The 25,309-nt window shown below is 38.1% G+C and carries 26 protein-coding genes; 20 read left to right on the forward strand and 6 right to left on the reverse strand.

Features of this window, described 5'->3' with window-relative positions; all coding sequences use genetic code 11:
* Positions 1-119: 119 nt before the first annotated feature.
* Genes sixA through ALFOR1_RS05015 form a run of 3 tightly spaced genes read left to right on the forward strand, consistent with a single transcriptional unit; the run spans position 120 to position 1,706 of the window.
* Positions 120-590, forward strand: coding sequence for a phosphohistidine phosphatase SixA (gene sixA, locus ALFOR1_RS05005; protein ID WP_104642261.1), 471 nt, complete (start codon positions 120-122; stop codon positions 588-590).
* A 19-nt stretch (positions 591-609) separates the two neighbouring features.
* Positions 610-963, forward strand: a complete 354-nt coding sequence (locus ALFOR1_RS05010) for a RidA family protein (protein WP_104642262.1) — start codon at positions 610-612, stop codon at positions 961-963.
* A gap of 5 nt (positions 964-968) precedes the next feature.
* Positions 969-1,706 (forward strand): SDR family oxidoreductase, encoded by a 738-nt coding sequence (locus ALFOR1_RS05015; protein ID WP_104642263.1) that lies wholly within the window; start codon positions 969-971, stop codon positions 1,704-1,706.
* 2 nt (positions 1,707-1,708) lie between these two features.
* Here ALFOR1_RS05015 and ALFOR1_RS05020 read toward each other — a convergent pair whose 3' ends face one another.
* Together ALFOR1_RS05020 and smrB are read right to left on the reverse strand one after the other, a co-directional pair.
* Positions 1,709-2,650, reverse strand: a complete 942-nt coding sequence (locus tag ALFOR1_RS05020) for an AEC family transporter (RefSeq protein ID WP_104642264.1) — start codon at positions 2,648-2,650, stop codon at positions 1,709-1,711.
* A 16-nt stretch (positions 2,651-2,666) separates the two neighbouring features.
* Positions 2,667-3,224, reverse strand: coding sequence for an endonuclease SmrB (gene smrB, locus ALFOR1_RS05025; RefSeq protein WP_058547383.1), 558 nt, complete (start codon positions 3,222-3,224; stop codon positions 2,667-2,669).
* A gap of 149 nt (positions 3,225-3,373) precedes the next feature.
* Between smrB and prmB the strand changes: the two genes are divergently transcribed.
* From prmB to ALFOR1_RS05065, 8 genes are all read left to right on the forward strand, one after another.
* Positions 3,374-4,309 carry a 50S ribosomal protein L3 N(5)-glutamine methyltransferase gene (gene prmB / locus ALFOR1_RS05030; RefSeq protein ID WP_058547384.1) on the forward strand — a complete coding sequence of 312 codons (936 nt, stop codon included), beginning with the start codon at positions 3,374-3,376 and terminating at the stop codon, positions 4,307-4,309.
* Between the two features lie 62 nt (positions 4,310-4,371).
* Positions 4,372-5,469, forward strand: a complete 1,098-nt coding sequence (gene aroC, locus ALFOR1_RS05035; protein ID WP_058547385.1) for a chorismate synthase — start codon at positions 4,372-4,374, stop codon at positions 5,467-5,469.
* A 121-nt stretch (positions 5,470-5,590) separates the two neighbouring features.
* On the forward strand, positions 5,591-5,968 hold the full coding sequence (locus tag ALFOR1_RS05040; protein WP_058547386.1) for a DUF4112 domain-containing protein: 378 nt from the start codon (positions 5,591-5,593) through the stop codon (positions 5,966-5,968).
* 117 nt (positions 5,969-6,085) lie between these two features.
* Positions 6,086-6,733: a glutathione S-transferase family protein gene (locus ALFOR1_RS05045; RefSeq protein WP_058547387.1), complete on the forward strand. Its 648-nt coding sequence runs from the start codon at positions 6,086-6,088 to the stop codon at positions 6,731-6,733.
* 101 nt (positions 6,734-6,834) lie between these two features.
* On the forward strand, positions 6,835-7,389 hold the full coding sequence (locus ALFOR1_RS05050) for an elongation factor P hydroxylase (RefSeq protein ID WP_104642265.1): 555 nt from the start codon (positions 6,835-6,837) through the stop codon (positions 7,387-7,389).
* The gene (locus tag ALFOR1_RS05055) at positions 7,379-8,509 is read left to right on the forward strand and encodes an ATP-NAD kinase family protein (RefSeq protein WP_104642266.1); all 1,131 of its coding nucleotides are present in this window, start codon (positions 7,379-7,381) and stop codon (positions 8,507-8,509) included. Before ALFOR1_RS05050 ends, ALFOR1_RS05055 begins: the two co-directional genes overlap by 11 nt.
* A gap of 4 nt (positions 8,510-8,513) precedes the next feature.
* The gene (locus ALFOR1_RS05060; RefSeq protein ID WP_058547390.1) at positions 8,514-8,789 is read left to right on the forward strand and encodes a YfcL family protein; all 276 of its coding nucleotides are present in this window, start codon (positions 8,514-8,516) and stop codon (positions 8,787-8,789) included.
* A gap of 145 nt (positions 8,790-8,934) precedes the next feature.
* Positions 8,935-10,491, forward strand: coding sequence for an AbgT family transporter (locus ALFOR1_RS05065; RefSeq protein ID WP_104642267.1), 1,557 nt, complete (start codon positions 8,935-8,937; stop codon positions 10,489-10,491).
* Positions 10,492-10,571: 80 nt separating this feature from the next.
* Here ALFOR1_RS05065 and ALFOR1_RS20460 read toward each other — a convergent pair whose 3' ends face one another.
* The 3 genes from ALFOR1_RS20460 to ALFOR1_RS05080 all read right to left on the reverse strand — a co-directional run bounded on the left by ALFOR1_RS20460 (position 10,572) and on the right by ALFOR1_RS05080 (position 13,558).
* Positions 10,572-10,886: a hypothetical protein gene (locus ALFOR1_RS20460; RefSeq protein ID WP_227006917.1), complete on the reverse strand. Its 315-nt coding sequence runs from the start codon at positions 10,884-10,886 to the stop codon at positions 10,572-10,574.
* A gap of 405 nt (positions 10,887-11,291) precedes the next feature.
* A complete protein-coding gene (locus ALFOR1_RS05075) occupies positions 11,292-13,133 on the reverse strand; it encodes a DEAD/DEAH box helicase (protein ID WP_058547393.1) in 1,842 nt (613 codons plus the stop codon).
* A 161-nt stretch (positions 13,134-13,294) separates the two neighbouring features.
* Positions 13,295-13,558, reverse strand: a complete 264-nt coding sequence (locus ALFOR1_RS05080; RefSeq protein ID WP_004587283.1) for a GrxA family glutaredoxin — start codon at positions 13,556-13,558, stop codon at positions 13,295-13,297.
* 256 nt (positions 13,559-13,814) lie between these two features.
* Here ALFOR1_RS05080 and ALFOR1_RS05085 point away from each other — a divergent pair, with 256 nt between their 5' ends.
* From ALFOR1_RS05085 to ALFOR1_RS05125, 9 genes are all read left to right on the forward strand, one after another.
* Positions 13,815-14,852, forward strand: coding sequence for a response regulator (locus ALFOR1_RS05085; protein ID WP_058547394.1), 1,038 nt, complete (start codon positions 13,815-13,817; stop codon positions 14,850-14,852).
* 22 nt (positions 14,853-14,874) lie between these two features.
* Positions 14,875-15,468: a cysteine hydrolase family protein gene (locus ALFOR1_RS05090; RefSeq protein WP_058547395.1), complete on the forward strand. Its 594-nt coding sequence runs from the start codon at positions 14,875-14,877 to the stop codon at positions 15,466-15,468.
* 10 nt (positions 15,469-15,478) lie between these two features.
* A complete protein-coding gene (locus tag ALFOR1_RS05095) occupies positions 15,479-18,289 on the forward strand; it encodes a PAS domain S-box protein (protein ID WP_104642269.1) in 2,811 nt (936 codons plus the stop codon).
* 334 nt (positions 18,290-18,623) lie between these two features.
* Positions 18,624-18,914, forward strand: coding sequence for a hypothetical protein (locus ALFOR1_RS05100; RefSeq protein WP_058547397.1), 291 nt, complete (start codon positions 18,624-18,626; stop codon positions 18,912-18,914).
* Positions 18,915-19,454: 540 nt separating this feature from the next.
* Positions 19,455-20,267 carry a putative bifunctional diguanylate cyclase/phosphodiesterase gene (locus ALFOR1_RS05105; protein WP_227006918.1) on the forward strand — a complete coding sequence of 271 codons (813 nt, stop codon included), beginning with the start codon at positions 19,455-19,457 and terminating at the stop codon, positions 20,265-20,267.
* A 127-nt stretch (positions 20,268-20,394) separates the two neighbouring features.
* Entirely contained in the window at positions 20,395-20,769 is a 375-nt protein-coding gene (locus tag ALFOR1_RS05110; protein ID WP_058547398.1) for an Hpt domain-containing protein, read from the forward strand.
* A gap of 9 nt (positions 20,770-20,778) precedes the next feature.
* Positions 20,779-22,176, forward strand: a complete 1,398-nt coding sequence (locus ALFOR1_RS05115) for a sigma-54-dependent transcriptional regulator (RefSeq protein WP_104642270.1) — start codon at positions 20,779-20,781, stop codon at positions 22,174-22,176.
* Between the two features lie 110 nt (positions 22,177-22,286).
* Complete coding sequence (locus tag ALFOR1_RS05120) at positions 22,287-22,817, forward strand: redoxin domain-containing protein (RefSeq protein WP_104642271.1); 531 nt, start codon at positions 22,287-22,289, stop codon at positions 22,815-22,817.
* 236 nt (positions 22,818-23,053) lie between these two features.
* The gene (locus tag ALFOR1_RS05125) at positions 23,054-23,500 is read left to right on the forward strand and encodes an Hsp20 family protein (protein ID WP_058547401.1); all 447 of its coding nucleotides are present in this window, start codon (positions 23,054-23,056) and stop codon (positions 23,498-23,500) included.
* Between the two features lie 60 nt (positions 23,501-23,560).
* Here the strand turns inward: ALFOR1_RS05125 and ALFOR1_RS05130 are convergent, their stop codons facing one another.
* Complete coding sequence (locus ALFOR1_RS05130; RefSeq protein WP_104642272.1) at positions 23,561-25,117, reverse strand: cryptochrome/photolyase family protein; 1,557 nt, start codon at positions 25,115-25,117, stop codon at positions 23,561-23,563.
* Between the last annotated feature and the right edge of the window lie 192 nt (positions 25,118-25,309).

Raw genomic sequence — 25,309 nt, forward strand, 5'->3', positions numbered from 1 at the left:
AGAATTACCTGAATCTCATGAAAGAACTATTTAAGAAATAAATAGGTTTATGTTGTTAATATAGCGGACAAATGGGCAAACTGGCTACTGTTTTATATTCTTTAATCGGTTGATTTTTTATGAAAACAATCCTAATAATGCGCCACGGCGAAGCTGCTCCAATGCAGGCTGATGATGCGGCTAGAAATTTAACCCAAATAGGGCATGACGAAGCCGAAAAAATGGGTATTTGGCTCAATAAAAATTTTCACCCAGATGCGCTATTAGTTAGCCCTTACATTCGCGCACAACAAACGGCAAATGGCGTAGCTAAAAATAATGCTTTTACATTTAGCGAAACAACGCCTGATGTTATTCCAGAAGGGAAGCCGCAAGTTGCCGCAGATTATCTCGAAACCCTTATCGCTACACATCCTGAGTGTAATACGTGGCTTGTAGTTTCTCATATGCCAATTGTAAGCTATTTAGTTGACCAGTTGAGCCCAGGCAATATGCCAATTTTTAATACAGGTGCAGTTGCTGTAATTAACTACGATGAGCAAACTCAGCGCAGTAGTTATTTAAGTATTAATGCCCCTGCAAACGTCTAAATAACTGAGTGAAGTAAAAATGACTATTGAACGCCTTCAAACAGGTGCGCGTATGAGCCGCATTGTAAAACATAATGGAACTGTATATTTGTGCGGTCAAGTATGTGCAGATGCGCAAAAAGATATTAAAGAGCAAACACAAACTATGCTCGACAAAGTAGAGCTGTTATTAAATGAAGCAGGTAGCTCAAAAGAGCATATGTTAAGTGCGACTATTTACGTAAAAAGCATGGAATATTTTGCCGATATGAACGCTGTTTGGGATGCGTGGGTACCAGAGGGACATGCACCAGCAAGAGCATGTGTAGAGGCTAAAATGGCACGCGATGTCTTACTTGTTGAAATATCTGTTGTAGCGGCCTTAAAAGCTTAGCCTAAATGACTAAACCTCCTGTAGTACTTATAACTGGAGCAAGTCGTGGGATAGGTGCTGCCACAGCATTATATTTTGCAGAGCAAGGGTATAGTGTTTGTATAAACTATAAAGCTGACGAAGCAAGTGCACGATTAGTGGCAGAAAAAATAAGGATGTTTGGCGTAAAAGCTGAGATATTTAAAGCTGACGTATCGTATGAGCCTGATGTGTTGGCTTTATTCTTATTTATAGATGAAACCTTTGGCCGCCTCGATGTATTGGTAAACAATGCAGGTATATTAAAAGGTCAAATGACGTTACTAGAAATGGACGCAGAGCGTATAAACCATATTCTGAGTACAAACATAACAAGCGCATTTTTATGTAGTCGAGAAGCGCTAAAAAGAATGTTAAGTGGTGCTAGTATAGTAAATGTATCATCGGGAGCTGCTAAAACAGGTGCGCCTTACGAGTATATAGATTATGCCGCTTCAAAAGGGGCCATAGACACATTAACAATTGGTTTAGCAAAAGAAGTTGCTACGCGTAACATAAGAGTTAATTGCGTTCGCCCAGGGCTGATTTATACAGATATGCACGCAGATGGCGGTGAGCCCAACAGGGTTGATAATTTAAAGCATAAGCTACCGCTTGGTAGAGGTGGTAAGGCAGAGGAAGTTGCTAAAGCAATCTACTTTTTAGCCTCTAGTGATGCTTCATTTACTACGGGAAGTTTTATTGATGTTTCAGGCGGCTTGTAACGCTACAAGAGTATAGCTAGCCAAAAGCTGAAGCTTAGCATACATAATATAGTAGATAGCACTACGGTTCCTGCAAGTGTCGCTTGGTGCTGCTTTAATTGACTCGCAATAAGGTATGCGTTAACCCCAACGGGTGATGCGCTAAGTAGCACAAGTACATTTCTTATTTGTTCATCTAATTGAAAAATATATGTTGCGGCAAAAAATACACCGGCAGGCAAAATAAGTATTTTTAATATGGAAGATACAAGCGCAGGCAGCCAATTTGAGGCAATTTTATAAAATACTAAATTGGCACCTAATACAAATAAAGCACATGGAATAGCTGGTTTTGCCAATAAATCGATGCCCTTGGCTAGATCATCAAACAGCGTTACCCCCGATACATTAATAATTAAACCACAGCCAATACTCAGTACAATTGGGTTTAACACCATACTTTTTGCAAAGTTATACCACGAAAAGCCTTTAGCATTTCCCTTTGCGCCAATTAAAAAGGTGAGTGCAAATAATAATGTGCTGTGAAAAGTGATGATCATAAATGCAATCGCTATCATCTCTTTACCAAGCGATGCTATTACAATGGGAATGCCTACCAATACCATATTTGAATAACTACCCGCTAAACCAAATACGCTATGCTGTTGATAGTTTATGACCTTTTTATTAGGGTGTGGCTTATTTAAATAAAAACGATCAATTAAAATACCGAGCCCAAATACGCATAATACCGGGATATAAAAACTTAAAAATGCCCCAGAACTAATGCTTTGCTGCAGGTTTATTTGCGACATATTGAGTATTAAAAAAGCAGGTAAACTGACATAAAAAGTAAATTTACTTAGTCCTGCTATGTGTTGCTCGGTAAAAAACTTAGCTCGGCAACAGCCATAACCCAGTGCAACTATAAAAATTAGCGGGAATATAATTGAAAAAATATGCACTGGTTTATGTCCTTATTTAGCGTCTAAATTCATCGCTTTGCGGTAAATTAATTAAAATAAGCACCGCGCCTTTACCGCCATATTCTAATGGGGCTTGGTGCATTGCAATTACGTCTGGGTGCTGCACTAAATATTGAGGAATTTTATGCTTTAGTATACCGCCTCCAATACCGTGCACTACACAAGCGCAGTAATAATGTCGCTTTTTACATTCGTGTATTAACCCAGCCAGTTCATCTTTGGCTATTTCTTTATTTAATCCATGTAAATCAAGGGTTAAATCGGGTGCAAAATCACCACGGCGCAACTGTTTAGGTAAAAAGGTATCTTCACCTTCTTTTACGTAATTTACGGTGCCATGGGTATCAATATCGGGAATATACTCATCTGAGAAATAAAATTCAGATTGTGCCTGTTTTTTTTGCTGGGCAAATTGCTTTGCTTGTGACACCTTAGGCTTTGTATCAAAACGATGAGTATCTTGTTTAAATACCTTAGCGCCTGTGATTGTTTGACGAAATAAGTCTATGTCGTCGTTGCTTAGGGAAGATTGTGATGGTGTGTCTTTTTTCATAACTATTACCTAAACAAAAAAACGTAAAAACGCAGCGCAAAAGGCGGTACAATATCAAATGAAGTGCAATTGTAATTTGCCCAGCCAATATAGGCAATGCAATCGTCTTAAAGATTAAAACAGTCAGTAAGCTAATACAGGTAAAATATATGAGTGATTTACAAATAGAAGAAGCAACACTTGAAGAAGCTGTTGCAGAACTGTCAACTTTACATGACTGGTTACGTTGGACTACAAGCCAATTTGCAAGTAGTGGTATATTTTTTGGACATGGTACCGATAACGCATGGGATGAAGCCGTAAGCTTGTTACTTCCTGCGCTTAGTTTACCTGTGGATGCGCCAAAAGAATTAATGCACGCGCGCTTAACAAGTACAGAAAAAAACCAACTTGCAGGGCTAATAGCTGAGCGTATTAACGATTGTACCCCAGTACCTTATTTAACAAACATAGCATGGTTTGCTGGTATGCCGTTTTATGTTGATGAACGTGTATTGATCCCTCGCTCACCCTTTGCAGAATTAATTGCTAACAGATTTGCACCATGGCTTGAAGAGCCGCAATCGGTAAATAGAATTTTAGATTTATGTACGGGCTCTGCATGTATTGCTATTGCGCTTGCACAAGCATTTGAAGACGCGCAAGTAGATGCAGTAGATATTTCGTATGAAGCACTTGAGGTAGCTGATATAAATATTAGCGATTACATGTTAAGTGAACGCGTATTACCTATTCAATCCGATGTATTTAGCGGCGTACCAGGTCAAAAATATGACCTGATAGTGGCAAACCCACCGTATGTTGATGCCGAAGATATGGCTGATTTACCGCGTGAATTTCATCATGAGCCAGAGCTTGGTTTAGCATCGGGGCACGATGGCCTCGATGTTACTCGCACAATTTTAAGCGAAGCAAGCGAGCATCTAACTGATAACGGTTTGTTATTTGTAGAAGTTGGTAACTCTATGGTACATATGGATGCACTATATCCGGGCGCACCGTTTGAGTGGGTTGAGTTTGAACAAGGTGGGTTAGGTGTTTTTGTAATTAGTAAAGCACAGCTTGACGCGTATTTTGCAAAATAAACTTTAAGGCCGAGCCAAATGTGCTCGGCTACTTTGGTAGTCATTAGGAATGAGGAAAGTTAATGGCAGGTAATAGCATAGGGCAGTTATTTAAAGTGTCCACCTTTGGTGAGAGCCACGGCGTTGCATTAGGCGGCGTAGTTGATGGTACTCCCGCAGGCCTTGAGATCACAGAGGCTGATTTACAAATTGATTTAGATCGCAGAAAGCCAGGGCAAAGCCGTTATACAACGCAGCGCCGTGAGAGCGATCAAATAAAAATTTTAGCAGGCGTTTTTGAAGGTAAAACCACAGGCACTAGTATTGGTTTATTGATTGAAAATACCGATCAACGCTCGCAAGATTACGGCAAAATTAAAGACGTATTTCGCCCAGGACATGGCGATTACACCTATTGGCATAAATACGGCCTGCGCGATTATCGCGGTGGGGGTCGTTCTTCTGCTCGCGAAACGGCAATCCGTGTAGCTGCAGGCGCAATTGCTAAAAAATACTTAAAGCAGTTTCATGGTATTGAAGTAAAAGCATGCTTAAGCCAGCTTGGGCCAATAAAAGCCGAAAGTTACGATTGGGATGAAGTTGAAAACAACTTATTCTTTTTCCCTGACGCAAGTAAACTAGAAGCACTTGACGAGTACATGCGTGACCTAAAAAAACAAGGTGACTCTGTAGGCGCTAAAGTAAAAGTAGTGGCGAGCAATGTACCTGTAGGGTTAGGCGAACCTGTATTTGACCGATTAGATGCTGAAATTGCGCATTCACTAATGAGCATTAACGCCGTTAAAGGCGTTGAAATTGGTGATGGCTTTGATGTAGTAGAGCAAAAAGGCTCAGAGCATCGCGATGAGTTAACCCCAGAAGGTTTTACATCAAACCATGCGGGTGGTGTTTTAGCGGGTATATCTACAGGGCAAGATATTATTGCTTCTATTGCGCTTAAACCAACGTCAAGTATTACTATTCCAGGTAAGAGCATTAATACCAGCAACGAAGCGGTTGAGATGATCACCAAAGGTCGTCATGACCCGTGCGTTGGTATTCGTGCAATTCCTATTGCTGAGGCAATGATGGCTATTACATTAATGGATCATTTACTGCGTCAACGCGGGCAAAACCCGCATGTAAACCACGAACATGGGCCGATAAACGGCTCTGTTTAACCGTTTATAATTACAAAGAAGCGCGGACTACCGCGTTTTTTTGTGCCTGTAATTTGCTTAAAAGTCTTTCAGGAGTTGTTCAAGTAAGCCCTATATACTGTAAAAAAGGAGAGGAGTAATCATGAACGATAATATTAATGAACATTCACAGCTAAAAACTCAAGCAGCAATAGCCCGATTAGAGCGCTTTAGTAAATTAACCGATAGCAGCATTGGCATCCCTTTTACTAAATTTAACATAGGGCTAGAGGCGGTGATTGGCTTAATACCCGTAATAGGGGATGCTGCAGGACTTATTTTATCAAGCTATGTGCTAATAGAAGCGCAGCGCTTAGGCGTGAGTAAACGTATAAAGAGTAAAATGATTATTAATATGCTCATTGATTTTATAGGTGGCTTAGTGCCATTTTTTGGCGATATATTTGATGCATTTTTTAAAGCCAATACCCGTAACACGCGGCTTTTAAAAAAATACTTGAATAGCCAGTTAGCTAACTGATACTAAACATATTTTTTAGTAATTTAAGTTTTAGCATCAAAAATGAAAAACAAAGTGTTGTTGGTTGTTTAATCACCTAGTAAGGTAGGAGCGTCTATTCACTTTGGTATTTACAATATGCAATTATTTATCGGTAATAAAAACTACTCTAGCTGGTCATTACGCGCATGGTATTTAATGAGTAAATTTGATGTTGAATTTAGTGAAACCCAACTCGTACTCGACACGCCTGATTTTTACAATGAACTAAAAAATATATTTGCTGTACAAAAAGTGCCAGCGCTAATTGATGGTGATTTACAGGTATGGGATTCGCTAGCAATTTGTGAATATATTAATGATGCATACTTATCTGGTGCTGCCTGGCCAAAATACATTACCCAAAGAGCTAAAGCACGCGCGCTAAGTGCTGAAATGCATTCAGGCTTTATGGCGCTTCGTAATGAAATGCCAATGAACATACGCGCAACCCGTAAAGTAGAACCATCAAGCGAAGCACTAAAAGACATCGCTCGCATAGATGAGATATTTGCACAGCAACAAGATGTGTTTCCCAATGAATGGTTTTTTGGCGACTTTAGCATTGCAGATGCTATGTATGTGCCAATTGTATTGCGCTTAAAAACCTACCAAATTACGCTATCACCAGAGGCGCAGCAATACTGTGATTTTGTGATGCGCTGCCCCGTATTGCAAACATGGATTACTCAGGCGTTAACCGAGACCGATATAGTAGAGTGCGACGAAGCAGGAAAAGACGTTTAACACCCTCACCACTTTTACTTTAAAGGTAAAAGCCCGTACAATTCGTCTCGTTTTTAGTGCGCTAATGTGGCGCTGCAACCGAGACGAATTAATCAATTTTTATGCATCAAATAGCTGACCTCATTTCAATTTTTGATTCTGCTTTTTACCAAAGCCAAAACACGCGCTTAGTTAAAGGCGATGATGAGCCTATTTATTTACCTGCCAATAATACAATTACATTTAATCAGGTGGTGTTTGCCCATGGCTTTTACGCAAGTGCTTTACATGAAATAGCCCATTGGCTTATCGCCGGAGCCGAGCGAAGAAAGTGTGAAGATTATGGTTATTGGTACTGCCCAGATGGGCGAGATAAGCAAAAGCAGGCTGAGTTTGAAAATGTAGAAGTTAAACCACAAGCCATTGAATGGTTACTCAGTAAGGCCGCAGGGTTTGAATTTAATGTATCGGTAGATAATTTAAATGGTGAGCAAACTTGCCGATTTGATTTTCAGGCTAGGGTTCACCAGCACGTATTAATATTAATAGAGCAGGGTGTTAACGCACGTACACATAAACTATTAAAAGCGCTAAGTAATTTTTATAACACGCCGTGGCCATTAACTGCTCAGCAATTTAATTGGCATCACCCTCAGGAGTTACAAAATGCAGTTTAAGTTAGGCTTAATTATCAACCCTGTAGCAGGGCTTGGCGGCAGTGTTGCCTTAAAAGGCAGTGATGGTGAAAATACAGCTGCAAAGGCCATTGAGTTAGGCGCACAAGCTAAGGCCAACAGCCGTACTCAAGCTGCGCTTGAAGTGCTATTACCTTATAAAAGCCAACTAACCATTTACACCGTAAACGGCGATATGGGCGAACACGCAGCAAAAGCGCTGGGTTTTAATGTTGAAGTTGTTTATAGCGCAAATACACTAACAACATCTAACGACACTGAAGCCGCTGCCAAAGTACTTAAAAGCTTAGGCGTAGATTTAGTGCTTTTTGCTGGTGGAGATGGTACTGCACGCAATATTTGCCATGCCATAGAAGATACCATCCCAGTGCTTGGAATTCCCGCAGGCTGTAAAATTCACTCTGGGGTATATGCTATTACACCTAAAGCTGCTGGCCGCGTAGTAGAAATGCTAGTAAAAGGTGAGCTTGTTACTGTAGCTGATGCTGATGTAATGGATATAGACGAAGAAGCCTTTAGACAAGGTACGGTAAAAGCTAAGCGTTACGGCGAAATGCAAATACCAAGCGAAGTACGTTATGTACAAGCTGTTAAAAATGGCGGAAAAGAAACCGACGAATTAGTGCTTGCAGATATAGCCGCCCACGTAGTGAGCGAAATGGACGAAGACACTTTTTATATCATGGGGAGCGGCTCAACCGTTGAAGCCATAATGCAAGAAATGGGGCTTGAGAACACATTATTAGGTGTAGATTTAATTAAAGCTCAAACCCTTATAGCGCAAGACTTAACGGCCAATCAACTACTTGATTACACTCGCGGCCACGCAACTCAACTCGTTATTACGCTCATTGGCGGGCAAGGCCATATTTTTGGACGAGGTAATCAGCAATTAAGCCCTGAGCTTATCCGCGCTATTGGTAAAGACAATATTATCGTAGTGGCAACTAAAACCAAATTACAAGCGCTGGATGGCCGCCCACTTATTTGTGATACAGGCGACAGCACTTTAGACGACGAATTAACAGGTTACATTAAAGTAACCACCGGCTATAACGACCATATTATGTATGCTGTCGGTTATGATAACCAGGAGAAGTAACACAATGAGTTTAGTGAATTATATTGATGCAGCCCAGCAATACTTTGATGATTTAGTAGTAAAAGCAACCGATGACGAGTTGTTTGCTGGTGGTTATTTACGAGGTCATTTTGACCTTGCTGTAGGTTATGCAGAAGTAGAAGAGCTGACAATTTCTATTGATGAGCTAAACGAAACCGTAGAGCAAAGCTTAGTTAAAGCTTATCGCAATGGCGAACTAAACGAAGAAGATAAAACACTGGTTGTGCGCCTATGGGAAGAAGTTAAAGCACTTGCTTAACTAACCCACCAAATACATAAAAATGCGGCTTAATATATTAAGCCGTTTTTTTATGTCTATTTTGTGCCTAAAATAGATTTATTGGTTAATTTACTGTTGCATATTAATGGTATATTGTTACTGAAATCTATTTAGGGAGCTTTTAATGAATAACAATAATCAAGCTGGAGTACCTTCGGGGCCTATTGCTCGCTTTTTAAATTTTGTGGAGCGTATTGGTAATAAGCTCCCCGATCCTGCCATTATCTTTTTATTTGCGATGTTACTTATTTGGGTGTGTTCGTGGTGGTTATCGGGAGTTAGTTTTGAAGCCATTGATCCACGTACAGGCCAAGCCATTGTTGTAAATAACTTATTAGAGGGCGATTCACTCGCTTCGTTTTTATCCTCTATGGTAAAAACATTTACAGGCTTTGCCCCATTAGGCGTGGTACTGGTTGCTATGTTAGGTGTTGGTGTAGCTGAGCACTCGGGTTATATCAATACAGGCCTTAAGCTCATGCTAAAGGTAACGCCTAAACAGTTACTAACACCGTCAGTAATTTTAGTCGCTATTGTAAGCCATACAGCAACCGATGCAGGCTATGTTTTAGTGATCCCTTTAGCGGGAGTTATATTTTTTGCCGCCGGGCGGCACCCATTAGTGGGTATTGCTGCCGCATTTGCCGGCGTAAGCGGCGGGTTTGGTGCTAACTTTATTCCCTCAGGGATAGACCCATTACTGCAAAGCTTTACGCAAAGCGCGGCGCAAATTATTAACCCCGATATGTCGATTAACCCACTTAATAATTGGGCATTCACTTCGGCTTCGAGTTTATTTATTGTGTTATTAGGCTGGTATATCACTGACAAAATAATTGAGCCACGTTTAAAAAATACACCGCTTAATGAAGACACCCAAAACTTACCTGCGTTTGATGAAGCAAAAAGTGATGAAAGGCGCGCTTTTTTTATAGCCAGTAGCGTAATGATCGCAGGGCTTGTATTACTTGCATTTGTATCTGCCCCTGCCGATTCAGCAATGCGCAGTGCCGATGGCTCACTAACTAATTTTAGATCGCCCCTTATGCAATCTATTGTGCCGCTAATCTTTTTATTATTTTGGATACCTGGTGCCGTGTATGGTTTTACAGTCGGTACCTTTAAAACCTCAAAAGATATGATAGACGCCATGAGCACCGCGATGAGTGGTATGGCTTATTACATTGTTATGGCGTTCTTTTGTGCGCTGTTTATTGCTGCGTTTTCTAAGTCTAACTTAGGGGCATTAATGGCTATTGAAGGGGCGCAGCTTTTAAAAGCAATGGAGCTTCCAAGTGCCGTAACTGTTGTGGGTATTATATTTTTAACCGGCTTTGTAAATTTGTTTGTTGGCTCAAGTTCAGCTAAGTGGGCGTTACTCGGGCCTATTTTTGTGCCGATGCTTATGCAACTAGGTATATCACCCGATTTAACCCAAGCTGCTTACAGAATAGGGGATTCTAGCTCAAACATAATTACGCCACTCATGCCTTACTTCCCATTGGTTGTGGTGTACTGCCAAAAGTATGTAAAAGACACCGGTATAGGCACGCTTATCGCGCTTATGATCCCTTACTCAATCGCGTTTATGATTGGTTGGAGTATTTTCTTGCTAGGGTATTGGGCACTCGGTATTCCGTTAGGGTTAGATGCGAGTTACGTTTATCCGGCGTTACCTTAACTTAAACCTTAATTTATGAACCTCACTCACTTGAGTGAGGTTTTTATATAAAATTGCTGCAATGTAAAAAGAAGTTTTAATTACCTTTCTAAATTTCTCACTATATAGCCAAACAAACTGGCCTCACCAACAATATACACATAATCGTTTTTGTTATTCATTATTGTAGATTTATCGTCGTACCATCTAAAATCGTGAGTTTCATTCGTTTTAGGATCTTTAAAGTATAAACGAGTACAACTATCTTCATACTCAGTGCCACACTCTTGTACATCGGTCAGGATGTATTCTTTATACCAATAGTCGCCTTGCGTGTAGTAAGCCCATAATTTAATAGGATCAGAGATAAAAATATAGAATATTCCATAGATTAATAAAGGGGATAATGGGTACATGAAAATGGATGCTAATTTCATTTTAGTATCTGAGAAATTGTATTTGAGTGATTCTCTATATTTACTGCAGCGTCTATATTTATTGAATATAAGTATATTTAAATAGATAAATAGTGCACAACAGATAATAGGGAGGGTTATAAAGAAAACAACGTCGTATAGTTCATTTGAGATGAATGGTGGGTCTGTAAAGTCCATTAAAATAGGTATAGTGATGCATAATAAAATGGGGAGTACTATTGCTACAAAGAGCAAGTTGTCGTAAATCTTTTTCAATTTTAATTCGTCCGTGAATTATAGCATTTGCTTAGTTTACAGGATTTTTGTTATTACTGAAGCAGTGGCCTTAAAACAAAAAAACCTTGGCACTTTCGTGACAAGGTTTTTTATAACGTAAGCTAAAGCTTAGTTAGATGTGAAGCTTACTGGGCGACGTTCTTTACGAGGACCGCCACGCTTATCACCGCGTTGGTTGTCTTTGTTAAAGCTACGCTTTTTATCACCACTTGGGCGTTCAGAACGCTCGCCACGTGGCTCAGCAGGGCCTTGATCTTGTGTAATTGTCATACCCATTGGGCGTTTACAAATAAACACTTTTTGGAAGTGATCAAGTACATCTTTAGGCATGTTTTGCGGTAATTGTACCGTACTGTGACTGTCGTGAAGACGAATGTCACCAATAAACTTGCTTGAGATGTCAGCTTCGTTAGCAATAGCGCCAACAATGTTTTTAACCTGTACGCCATGCTCACGACCCACTTCGATACGGTAAGTATCCATTGGTCCAGCATCACGGCTGTTGCGTTCACGAGGTTTACGTTCTGCACGCTCACCGCCACGTTCGCCACCGCGCTCGTTACGACGTCCGCGATCACCACGGTCATTGCGTGAGTTGCGGTCATTACGTTCGTTACGTTCACGAGGTTGAATTTTAACTTCTTCAACTTTAATTGGTGATTGTTGCTGTGCTAAACACAATAACGCACCCGCTAAGTCTTCAGGAGCTAGTTCAAGCTTTTGCGCCATATTGGCAGCCACTTCATTGAAGAACGTAATATCTTTGTTTTCAAGTGCAAGCGTAAGCTTTTCTTGTAACGCATTGATACGTTTTTCTTCTACGATTTTAGCTGTAGGTAGTTCAACCTGTGCAATTTCAGACTTAGTATGACGAATGATATTTTTAAGTAAATAACGCTCGTTATGTTTTACGAATAAAATAGCTTTACCAGTACGACCAGCACGACCTGTACGGCCGATACGGTGAACGTAGGCTTCAGAATCTTGTGGAATATCGTAGTTGATAACTAGGCTCAAGCGGTCTACATCAAGACCACGTGCTGCTACGTCTGTTGCAATAACAACGTTTAGCATGCCATTTTTTAAGCGATCTACAGTGCGCTCACGCGCTTGCTGGTTCATGTCACCGTTAAGTGGAGCAGCAGAGAAACCTTCGCGCTCTAATAATTCAGCAAGTTGAACTGTGTCGTTACGAGTACGTACGAAAACAATAGCACCTTCATATTGCTCAGCTTCTAAGAAACGAACAATCGCTTTGTTTTTGTGTACGTGTGCGTTCCAAAACACTTGCTCAACAGATGATACTGTAGAGTTACGCGCAGAAATATGAACCTGTTCAGGGTTATTCATATATTTGCTGCTGATGTTTTGAATTTGCTTAGGCATAGTCGCAGAGAAAAGACATGTTTGCTTTTCACGCGGCGTTTTTTCCATGATGTTTTCAACATCATCGATAAAGCCCATACGTAACATTTCATCGGCTTCATCAAGTACAAGTGCTTGTAAAGCATCAAACTTGATAGTGCCACGGTTAATGTGATCAATTAAGCGACCAGGAGTCGCAACAATAATTTGTGCGCCACGACGAAGTGCGCTTAATTGAATGCTGTAGCTTTGGCCACCATAAAGTGCCAATACTTCTACACCACGAGTGTGTTTTGCATATTGTTCAAATGCCTCAGCAACTTGGATCGCAAGCTCACGTGTTGGTGTGAGTACAAGGATCTGTGGCTGTTTCACAGACGGGTCAATATTGTTTAGTAATGGCAGTGCAAATGCTGCTGTTTTACCTGTACCCGTTTGTGCTAGTCCCAGTACGTCCTTTCTTTCTAGCAATAACGGTATACATTGAGCTTGGATTTCAGATGGTGTCTTGTAACCCAACTCTTCAACTGCCTTCAAAATTGCAGGAGAAAGATTTAGAGATTCAAACGTGACTGGTTCTGACATTAATACGCCTCAACGAATTTAAAGAGGCGCGCATTATATAGGATTCACGAGGCAAATGCTTGTATAAATTACAACTAATTTGTATGTGATTGATGCTGGTCGAAATTTAACCAGTTTAATTTTTTGATTTATTAAACTGGTTAACAGATTGGCTACAAACCTTATTTATAAAGTCCTAGGTTTTCTTTAGCGTATGCTTCAAATTCTGTAAATCCACCGATGTGAGTTTGGTCTACAAAAATCTGTGGAACAGTTGGGCAAGGTTTGCCTGCTGATTTTTCAAGGTCAGCTTTGCTGATACCTTCTTTGATGATATCGATATAACGAAATTTAAAATCGTCACGTTCATTTGATAGTTGCTCGGCAACATCTTTAGCTCGTACACAAAATGGGCAGCCTTCACGGCCAAAAATTACTGTAAGCATAGTTATCTCCTCAATTTAATTAATATCATATTAAGCGATTAAAAAATTATTTAAAGATAAAAAAAGCGATTACACCATTCTAATAAATTTATAAATCAGAGAATGCTTCGCAATATGATTTGCAAAATGCAAATAGATGGATGTTGCTTAATATACTAATACTTAAGTCTATGAAAATTAGCATTTTTACAAAAGCATATTTATGGCACATAACTTGATGATTAATATTCATACACTGGGTTAATTAGAGCACTTTATGAATAATAACAGTCACGTTTTAGAGATTATCCAAGCGGTAATAGGTAAATACTGTGAAACCCGCAATCGCGATTTTTCGGTGACTCTAATCAATAAGTTACAATGCAATTATGTATGCTTGCAAGTTTCTCCTGAGCAAATAATAGCGCAATGTGAAGAGTTTTTAACACCAGGTTTAGCGTCGGTAAAAAATAGTTTTTTACTTACAGTAGAAGCTAATATCCAAGGTGTTAGTTTTCATTATTGGGTTGATGATTCTGAGCAGGTAAAGTCATTAGATGTAAATGGCCTTTTAGCGACTAAAGAGTCAGTAAATTTAGCACTTGATATTAACCAAAATGTAGATGTTTTAACTGATTGCGAATCGTTATTTAAAAGCTGTCTAAAGATGTCTGCACACACACATGATCGGTTCGGTTTAAATTTTAAATTATTTAACAGTACAATCAGAGAGTCGGTACAACTTGAAGATTTAAGGCATCTAAGCGCAGATACTTTAAAAAGCAAGTTAGATAATGACAGCCTAAACACCCACATAAAACTTTGCTCTATCAACGATATCAATCAATTAAGCCAAGCTCATAAATTTTCGAAAAGAGTTTTGGGCTGGCCTTTTTTTGATACTGATTTAATCGCTATTTTAGCAACATTACATACTCAAACTCGTTTATCAATTTTAGTTGCTGATGATAGCCTGCCAAGTCAGGTAGCAACTAAAGTAATGCTTGAAATGCTGGGTTGCGCAGTAACGTGTGCTGAAAATGGTGCGAGTGCTTTGTCGCTAGCTCAAAGCGAAACATTTGATTTGCTGCTTTTAGATGAACGTATGCCTGGTATGTTTGGCAGTGACGTAGCGCAGCAGTTAATTAGTCAAAATACACCTAATAATAATACACCTAAAGTTATTTTAACGGGGATCACTGGTGATGAACAAATAGCTGAGTTATTTAAAAAAGGAATAACCCACTACTTACAAAAACCAGTAACAAAAGCGGTACTTGAGAAGTTTATTAAACCTTGGCAGCTTGCGTCTTAAATAGCTCCATAAGGAGATGACTATGTGTGATTTATCTAAAACTGCGCTTATTTTAATTGGTTTTCAAAACGATTACTTTTCACCTCAAGGTGTTTTATATGATGTGGTTGAAGAGTCATCAAGAGTTACTGGCGTGGTAAAAAATACGCTCTCGTTACTTACTCATTGCGCAGAAAAGTTCGCGTTAGTAATTAATACCCCAATTCATTTCACGCAAAATTATAGCGAGCTTAAAAATCCTATTGGCATATTAAAATCAATTGCTGATGCTGGGGCGTTTAAATCAGGGTCGTATGGTGCTCAAACTATTGATCAGTTATATCAATTTAAGCATGTTATTGATGAGATCCCAGGGAAGCGTGGACTCAACGCTTTTACTCATACGCATTTAGCTCAAACACTTAAAAATAACAATGTGAGTGAGATTGTATTAGCAGGAACCGTTACCTCTATTTGTATAGACTCTACCGCACGTTCTGCAGTTGATTTAGGCTTTGACGTTACTATTTTGAGCGATTGTACATCGAGCAGAACTCCTTTTGAGCAAACATTTTACTGTGAGGAGGTATTTCCTCTGTATGCGCGTGTAATTAGCAGTAATATTTTTACAAAATAATGGAGGAAGTATGGATAATAACGACGAACTCCAGGTACAAATTCAGTACGCATTAGTAGAGAAGCTTTCTAATAGTAATCGCCGACAAGCAAAACTATTGGCAATACTAGATGAGTGCATATTTGAGTGTGATAAACATCTAAACCTTACTTATATAAACGAAGCATGGCAAAACAAACTTGGTTATTCGAGTAATGAATTAGTTGGCTCAAATATTACTAAGCTAATGAACTGCGATGATATTATGCATTTTGTTGCCTATAGTTGCAGCCTACTTGAAGGGAAGTTGCCACCAAGTACAGAAATACAGCTTAAAAATAAAGCCGGTTTAACAAACTGGTTCGAACTTAGATTAGTTTATGATGAAACAAGCGGATTTATTGGTTCGTTATATGATATTCAGCGCCACAAAGACTTTCAACTTTTACTTACCCAGCAACAAAAATACGTAAAGCGTTTATCCCTCGTAGCAAGCCATACTAATAATTTAGTTATAATTACTGACAAGTTCGGCCTAATAGAATGGGTTAATAACAGCTTTGAAACGCTTACGGGTTACACTTGCGATGAAGTTATCGGAACTTCTCCAGGTAAACTATTACAGGGCCCAAAAACCTGTAAGGAAACCTGTAAAGTAATGTCTAATGCGATAAAAAATGGATTACCGTTTCAGGTTGAAACAGTTAATTACGATAAAAACGGGAATCTATACTGGGTTGCTATTGATGCGAATCCCGTTCGGGATGATGTGGGCGAGGTGAAGCATTTTATTGCTATTGAAACCAATATCACGCAACGCGTAAAAGCTGAGCAAGCTATGGCAGAGACAGAATATAACTACCATTCTGTTGTTGATAATATACCTGATATTGTTTTGCGACTTGATACAAATGGGAAATTACTATTTATAAATCAAGCTTGGCAAAGAGTTTTAAACTCTCAAGTTGAACAGAGTATTGGCTTAGCGCTTATTAAGTTTATTGCTAAAGATGATGTTGAAAAAGTAACAAGCACTTTACTCAACTACAAAACGGGCAAGCGTGATATTAGTCGCTTTGATGTTCGGTTAATTAATGCCCAAGGCTTTGATAATTGGGTAGAGATAACACTTACACCTATATTCAATGATTATGATAATAGCTTGTCCTCTATAGCTGCAACCCTTGTTGATATTCAAGAGCGAATTGAAGGTGAGAAGATTCTGCTTGAGGCTAAGCATCAAGCTGAAATACTCGCGGAATCTAAGAGCCGCTTTATGGCTAATATTAGCCATGAAATACGTACACCATTGAATGCAGTTATTGGCTCAGCTGATATTTTGCATCATACAGGCCTAACAACTGAACAAATGCGTTACACGCAAATGATTAAGACAAGTTCTGACGCTCTACTGAGCGTGCTTGATGATGTATTGACTTATTCACGATTTGAAGCACAAGCAATTTCTTTAGATAACCGACCTTTTAGTGTTGATACATGTATAGAAGAAGCGATTGATATTGTTACCGAGAGTGCCTTACAAAAAGGGCTTGAAGTTATTTTTGATTTTTACCCTGATGTACCTACACAAGTCGTTGGTGACCATGCTCGTATAAGGCAAATAGCGATTAATTTATTAGCTAATGCGATTAAGTTTACAGAGCAGGGGGTAATTACGGTTACGGTTAAATGTATAAAAATAGCAGGCGAAGATCTAACTCTTCAGCTATCGGTTAAAGATACAGGGATAGGCATAGCTAAAAGTAAGATAGAAAGTATGTTTATGCCATTTATTCAATCCGATAACTCAATTACAAGGCAACATGGAGGGAGTGGTTTAGGGCTCGCTATTTGTAAACAAATTTGTGATGTGGTCAAAGGTGATATATCTGTTAGCTCTGAGCTGACAAAAGGTAGTGAGTTTGTGGTTAACTACCCATTAAAAATTGATACAACCGATTCTATTTTAAGGGAAGGGTTTGCAGCTAGAAGCAAAAAATCAAAAGTGTGGATTATTGGAAGTAATAAAATATTAAAAACAGCTCTTGAACATACACTTACTCGATACTCAATATCTTTTGATTGTTATGAGTTATGTCCTAGTACGCCTACATTTGACAACCCACCTGACGCAATAGTATTAACAGATCCACAACTTTTAGCTCAAACACGCCAATGCATAGATACTTACAAGTTTCTTAATACTCCATGCTTATTAAATATTGATTTGAAAGGTAAAAGCCTATTACCAAAAAACTCAAGTGAGAATGAGCTAACAATAAACGGGCCATTTAAAGTATCGCACTTGCCACGAGCTATGAGTTTACTCGAAGAGCAGCTATTTCACTTAGATATAATATATACAAATCGCGACGAGAAGGAAGTTGTCACTTTTAGTGATAAGCCGGCCCATCTCAACGGTCTCAATGTACTTGTAGCTGAGGATAATAAAAATAATCAGGTTGTAATTAGGCAGTTTTTAGAGCAAAAAGGTTGCCAAGTAGACATTGCAAATGATGGTCAAGAAGCAATTACGATGGCTAAGAGTAAAAAAATAGATCTTATTTTTATGGATATACAAATGCCTATTTTAGACGGTATTTCTGCCACGAAGGCCATTAGAGAACTCGGTATTTTAACACCCATCATAGCGCTTACTGCAAATGCGATTCACGGAGATAAGGAGCGCTTTATTGATGCGGGTATGAATGACTATTTGGCTAAGCCAATAGTAAGTAATACTCTTTATTCTTTACTCGAAAAATACACTCCTCACCAAGTAACTGAATCTAAACATTTAAAGCTTATTCGATTAGCTGAAGTATGGGAAAAGCTATCTTAAAATCAAAATTATAGTTAAAGAACCATGAGAGTATTTGATTAAATATCAAATTAATCTAATCTTTTAGAAGTAAGTTATATTTTATTTATAATGTTTAAAGGTTGTTTTTAGCGTGTTTTTTCATATTGAATCGCATATTGCAACTCAAGATGAAAATTTAATTCGGCAAGAATTGATAATACTACCTAACTAAATATCTCGTTCGTTTAATTGCTTGATCTTATTATGTATTTTATTTTTTGATCTAGACTTAGTTAGTTGGCACGGCTTTCGCAATATACCTATTAAATTAAACGAATATAGTTTAAATGTTTTACATTTTAAGAGGTGCACAATGCAAACAAATACAAAAGCTAAACCACAAACAAAGAGTATTAGCTGGGTTTTAACCCCGGAAATTATGGCTTTATCTATTTTGCTTGTAGCTGCCTTAGTTATTAGTATTACGGTATTAAGAGATACAAGCTCTCTTGAACCTTTAGCTGATATTAAGCCAATGTCATTCTCACAAACTGATTTAGAAGACGCCCAATTAATGAATGATACTTTTGACTCTAAAAATCCAAATTACGCACAGCATTTAGATACATCAAAAAGTGAAGAAATCACAACATTTTCAAACTAGAGACTTTTGCGCAGGTAACCATGTTGCCTGCGTTTTTTACGCCCATCAAACTTCCTTAATTTTCAATTAGAAATATTTAGCAATGCTTCTCCCTCTATTAATAATACTTAATGTTTATTCCTAAATCATTTTTGCGGCTACTTAGTAAGCCGTTGTATAAAGCACACACTTTTTAGATAGCTAAAAATTAAAGTAATACCAACCTGTATAAATATCGCTCAATTTAACGAATTAGATTGCACTATAAGATAGTTAAAAATTCTTTATTTAGAACATAGATACAAAAACTTTTGTCTAGTTTTAGCGTATTTTTCTTAACGTTATATAAACCGATATATAAGCAGGTTGTATAAAACTCATGAGTTAGTGCGTTGCAATCTGAATTGCAAAATGCAAATGCTTTAGGAGGTGAGCAAAGGTAAATTATATCGTTTTAACTTACTGAATTTATTATCTTATTGTTGCTCTTTTCGGTTTTAAAAATGGTCTGTAAATTGCTATATGTAAAGGAGACCATCTGATAAAGCCACGGAGCAAATAATGAATGCATTTAATACCTTAGAATCCTCAAACTCGGTAAACTTAGCCAGGTGGCATGAGCTTGAACAAATCATGACTGACGCAATGCAAAATAATTATTTCAAAATGGTGTATCAGCCTTTGGTTTCATTAGCATCAGGTAAGTTAGTGGGTTTTGAGTCACTAGTTAGATGTGATTCTCCTCGGTTTGGCATTGTGGGGCCCGATGAGTTTATTCCTCATGTAGAGCAGTCTGGCATGATATTAGATTTAGGTGATTGGATTTTTGAACAAAGCTTATCTGATTTAAAGCAGATGAGGCACTTAGGTATGACCGACTTAGCTATTTCTTTAAATATCTCACCCGTACAAATTTTAGATGGCGATGTATTTTCAAAAGTTATGGGGTTACTCGAAAAGCATGATATCCCGCCTCATGCAGTAAAAGTAGAATTAACAGAAACAGCGCTAATTCATAGCCCTGCAAAAATAGCAAAAGCGTTTGAGAACTTTCATAAAGAAGGTGTAAAAGTGTGGATAGATGACTTTGGTACTGGTTATGCCTCGCTTGGTTTGCTTCGTCAATTTGATATTGATGGTCTAAAAATAGATCGTAGTTTTGTAAGTGGTATTGCTAGTAATAATGAAGACTTTACCTTATGCAGTGCAATCATTGCGATGGCACAAAGACTCGGTTTAGAAACCGTTGCAGAGGGAATTGAGGAAAATGAACAACTTCAAATACTAGAGCAGTTAGGGTGTGATATTGCTCAAGGCTATCTGCTTGATAAGCCACAAACATTATCTAAAAGTATTGAAATTTGGGCGCCGTAGCACATAGCGTTTATTATGGTTTGCAAAATGCGAAAAACGAATTACTCTTATATTATAAATATCTCAATATATCAGCTAATAGTGGCGTATTAGTTAGGCTTATTACAATAAAAAATAAAGGACTTTTATGCCCATATCAGAGAAATTTGTTGATAAAAGTATAACAGAGCTCCATGTATTAGCTCAGCTTGAAAAAGATGTTGGGATTGAAGTATTAGCAAAGTTAATAAAACTATTTATTGACGAGCTAGTCACCATGAGAGACCAAATAAAAACAGCAATTGATAATGAAGACACGGTTAAGGTTAAAGAAATAACACATGTATTAAAAAATTCGGCTGCTTTGTATGGTGCAGCCCCTTTAGCTGCACTGGCAACACAGCTTCATGACTCTCCACCCGCAACAACGTCAGAAAATATTCACTTAGCACTTATCATTCAGCACAATTTGGATAAAACCCGCGATGCTTATCAAGTCATCATTAATAATATAGCAATTTAAGGTGCCACCATGAAAAATACACATGATAAAGGGCTTGTATATATTGTTGAAGATAGCATCGCCAGTGGAGCTCTATACGCCAGCCAGCTTGAACAAGCAGGGTACGAATGTAGACACTTCACTGATGGCTACTCAGCTTTAGTTGGTATAAAAGAAAAAATGCCTACGGTGATTGTACAAGACGTCTGCTTACCCGATATTAGTGGTTTAGAAGTACTTCAATTTGTAAATAAACAAAAAAATCCAGCTAATGTAGTAATGATCACTTCAAATAGCTCTATTGATGTGGCCGTAGAAGCTATGCGACTAGGTGGTTTTGATTTTTTAGAAAAACCTTTCACAAGCCAACGACTAATTAGCTCTGTAGAGAGTGCGCTTACACCAAAAGAGCAAGTAACAGCAAAACCATTAGTTGATAAAAACACTCAGAACCAAGATTTTGTTGGTGAGTCACTCGCAATGAAAACGGTGTTTAGGCTGCTTGACAGCGCAGCAAGAAGTAAAGCGTGTGTATTTATAACGGGTGAAAGTGGTACAGGTAAAGAAGTATGTGCGCAGACTCTTCATGACGCAAGCCCCCGGAGTAAGGGACCTTTTATTGCAATTAACTGTGCGGCAATTCCTGCTGAATTATTTGAATCTGAGTTTTTTGGTCATGTAAAAGGGGCCTTTAGTGGTGCTTTAAGTGATAGGAAAGGGGCTGTAGAAGTTGCTAATGGAGGGACTTTATTTTTAGATGAACTTTGTGAAATGGAGCTCAATTTACAAGCTAAATTATTACGTTTTTTACAGACAGGTATTTTTAGCCGTGTAGGTAGCAGCGAAATATTACACAGTGATGTGCGTTTAGTGTGTGCTACAAATAGAAACCCAATTATTGAAGTGGCTGAGGGGCGTTTTAGAGAGGATTTGTATTATCGTCTAAACGTTATACCTGTAAAACTGCCACCACTGCGAGAGCGTGGCAACGATATATTACTTTTAGCTGATTACATACTTAAACAAAAGAGCGACAGTAATGGTAAAAGCTTTACCGACTTTTCAGAGGACGTTAAATCTCTTTTTTGTAATTATGATTGGCCAGGGAATATCCGAGAGCTACAAAATGTAATAGAAAACACGGTTGTAATAAACGATGCGCAAGTAATTGAAAGAGAAATGCTACCAAGTTCCTTTGGTTTAACGGCGTCAGTTTCATCAAATAAATCAATATCATCAGTTAATATGAATGCTTCAAGCTCTATGCCCTCGCCAATGGCTGTGCATGATATAGAACCGTTGTGGCAGGTAGAAAAAAGGGCTATCGAGAATGCAATTCATGTATGCGATGATAATATTCCACTTGCAGCAGCTTATTTAGGAGTTAGTGCTTCTACCATTTATAGAAAAATAAAGGGCTGGTCTTAAATATTAATAGATTTCTAATTACATTTTCAGGTTGAATTAATAAAAGTTACCCTAAGCTCTGTAGGTGAGAGCAAAGTTAATTTTATCTGAAACAGTAAAAGGAGATCGCAATGAGTAACACTAGTTTAAAACCTGCGGATATTATGCCATCACTAATAGTGAGTGATGTGGACGAGAAAAAAATAGACTTAGTAGACAGAGTAAGTGACTCCCCATGGAAAATGATTGTTGTTTATAGAGGTCAACATTGCCCTAAATGTACTGCACAACTTAATGAGCTTGCTAAAATGCATAAAGACTTTAAAGAAGCTGGCGTTGAAGTTGTTGCTGTTAGCGGTGATAGCCATGAGCAGCTTACTAAGCATTTTGAAAAAATAGACATTAATTTCCCAATTTACTTCGGTTTAACCATCAAGCAAATGACCGACTTAGGGCTACATATCAGTGAGCCACGTAGCGATGCAGAAACAGACCATCCGTTTGCAGAACCTGGCATTTTTGTACTTAACGAAAAAAATCAGCTTCAGATGCTCGATATATCAAACAGCCCATTCGTTCGCCCCGATTTAGAACAGTTATTAGGTGGAATTAAGTTTTCAAGAGAAAACGACTATCCAATTCGTGGCACATTTATTAAATAATAGTATTTATAAATGATTTAAAAAGGCACAGTTTTGTGCCTTTTTTTATTTTTATTTTAAATTTTTTATTTAATTACTTGAAAACAAAATTACTGCCCATAAATAGTTATGTGAAGACGCCTGATGGGTCTTTGTTTAACAGAAGTAATTGAAATTTATATTATTAATTTAATTATGTTGTACTTGTTCAAAAGAAAAGTAGCAACATTATATCGCTTAAATATGAGGATATTATTATGCGTACAGTAGACTTATCACCATTATACCGTTCATTCATTGGCTTTGATCACTTAGCATCTCTAATGGACGCAGCAGCACGTACAGACAAGCAACCAAGCTTTCCTCCGTACAACATAGAAGCACTCGATAAAGATAAATATCGTATCACAATGGCCGTAGCAGGCTTTAGTGAAAGCGAGTTAACCATTGAGTCAGAAAATAACACGCTTAAAGTTGCAGGTACTAAAGCAAATAAAGATGAAAACGCAGAGCGTAAATTTATTCATCAAGGTATTGCTGAGCGTAACTTTGAACGTAAATTCCAGTTAGGAGATCATGTAAAAGTACTTGGCGCAGATTTAGCCAACGGCTTACTAAGTATTGACTTAGAACGTGAAATCCCTGAAGCGCTAAAACCACGTAAAATTGAAATTGGTAGCAGCAATTTAATAGAAGGTAAATAATCTTCTGAATTACATTTTTCCCTGATTATTTAGCCGCCTCGTTTGAGGCGGCTTTTTACATTATAAAGAATCTATATTTTTGATATGGTGCTTTGCTTGCTCAAGGGTTTGTGTTTGAAGATTGGATGACTGTTTATCCCAATTCTTATAAACCATGCCTATTCTGGGGTTAGACTGTAGTTTATCTCGATGTTTATCCATAAAATGCCAATATAAACTGTTGAGCGGACACGCATTATCACCTATTTTTTGCTTTACATCGTATCGACAGTTTTTGCAGTAATCACTCATCTTATTAATGTAATTGCCACTTGCTGAATAGGGCTTAGTTGCAATAATGCCGTCATCTGCAAACTGACTCATTCCCCGTGTGTTTGGCATTTCCACCCATTCTATGGCGTCTATATAAACGCCTAAATACCAATTATCTACTTCGTTCGGATTTATGCCTGTTAATAAGCAAAAGTTCCCTATGACCATTAGGCGTTGTATATGATGCGCATAAGCTGTTTCGAGGCTTTGGGTAAGGGCGTGGCTTAAACAGTTCATTTTTGTATCCCCATTCCAAAAATAATGAGGCATTTTTTGTTTTGCATCCAGCTGGTTTTTATTAGCGTAGTCGGGCATATTCACCCAATAAATAGCCCTTACATATTCTCTCCAGCCTAAAATTTGCCTGGTAAACCCCTCTACTTGTGAAATTGTTATTTGCTGAGGATTTTGTTCATATTCGTTTATCACACGTTTAATTACATAAAGTGGGTGAAGTAGTTTTGCATTTAATGCGAACGATAAACGGCTGTGATACAAGCTGGTATTATGATTACATTGATCTGTCATCGCATCTTGAAATTGCCCAAACCGGCTCAGTAAATTTTTACAAAAGTATTCTAAGCAATCAATAGCTTGCTTTCTGGTGGTTGGCCACTGAAGTAACTCATCTTTGATTTCTCCAAAATAGCTCACATTATGTTTGTTTAAACGGGAAATAATACTGCTTACATCATTATCGAACATTTTTGGAACAGGGATATCAGCTAAGTCACTTTTTGAAAATTTATTACGGTTATTACTGTCATAGTTCCACTTTCCACCTTGTGGCTTTGCACCATCCATCAATATATTGTATTGCTTTCTCATTGCACGGTAAAAGTGTTCCATCGTCGCATGTTTGTTTTTAGTGAACCGTTCATTTATTTGTTCAAACTGTAATAAAAAGTGTTCTGTATCAACTGCGTTTATATTAAATACACTCTTTTTTTTAAAATTATTAAGTTGTTGCTTTAAACGAAACTCATCAGGGTACTGATACTCTATTGCCGAGCAATTATATTGAGTTGCTATGCGGGTAAGTAAACCGGGGAGGTTTGCATCGCCGTGTGTTTCATCTAGTGTTAAATGAAGTACATTAAATCCGGCTTCTTTAAGCGCGCTTGCAAAATTAGCCATAGCACTAAAAAAAGCGCATAATTTTTGTATATGATGTTTTACGTAATTAGTTTCTTGTTTTAGTTCCGCAATTAGGTATAAAGTGTCATTATCTTTATGCTTAAACCATGAGTGAGATGGGTTGAGTTGGTCGCCCAATATAAGCCTTACTGTTTTATAGTTTGTCATAGCATACCCAAACAAATTTTATACGGCATAACATTAATTATCGATCGTGACGATTTAAAGTAGTTTAGAAGAGGACTAGCAATCTTGTATTATGGGGCCTAACAGGCATTATAACCGTTCATAAGTATGCCACACGTAAGTGCGAGTTTGACTGCTAAATAGGTACTTTATAAGTTTAGAGAAAAATAAGTT

Source organism: Pseudoalteromonas carrageenovora IAM 12662, from assembly GCF_900239935.1.
Lineage (GTDB): Bacteria > Pseudomonadota > Gammaproteobacteria > Enterobacterales > Alteromonadaceae > Pseudoalteromonas > Pseudoalteromonas carrageenovora.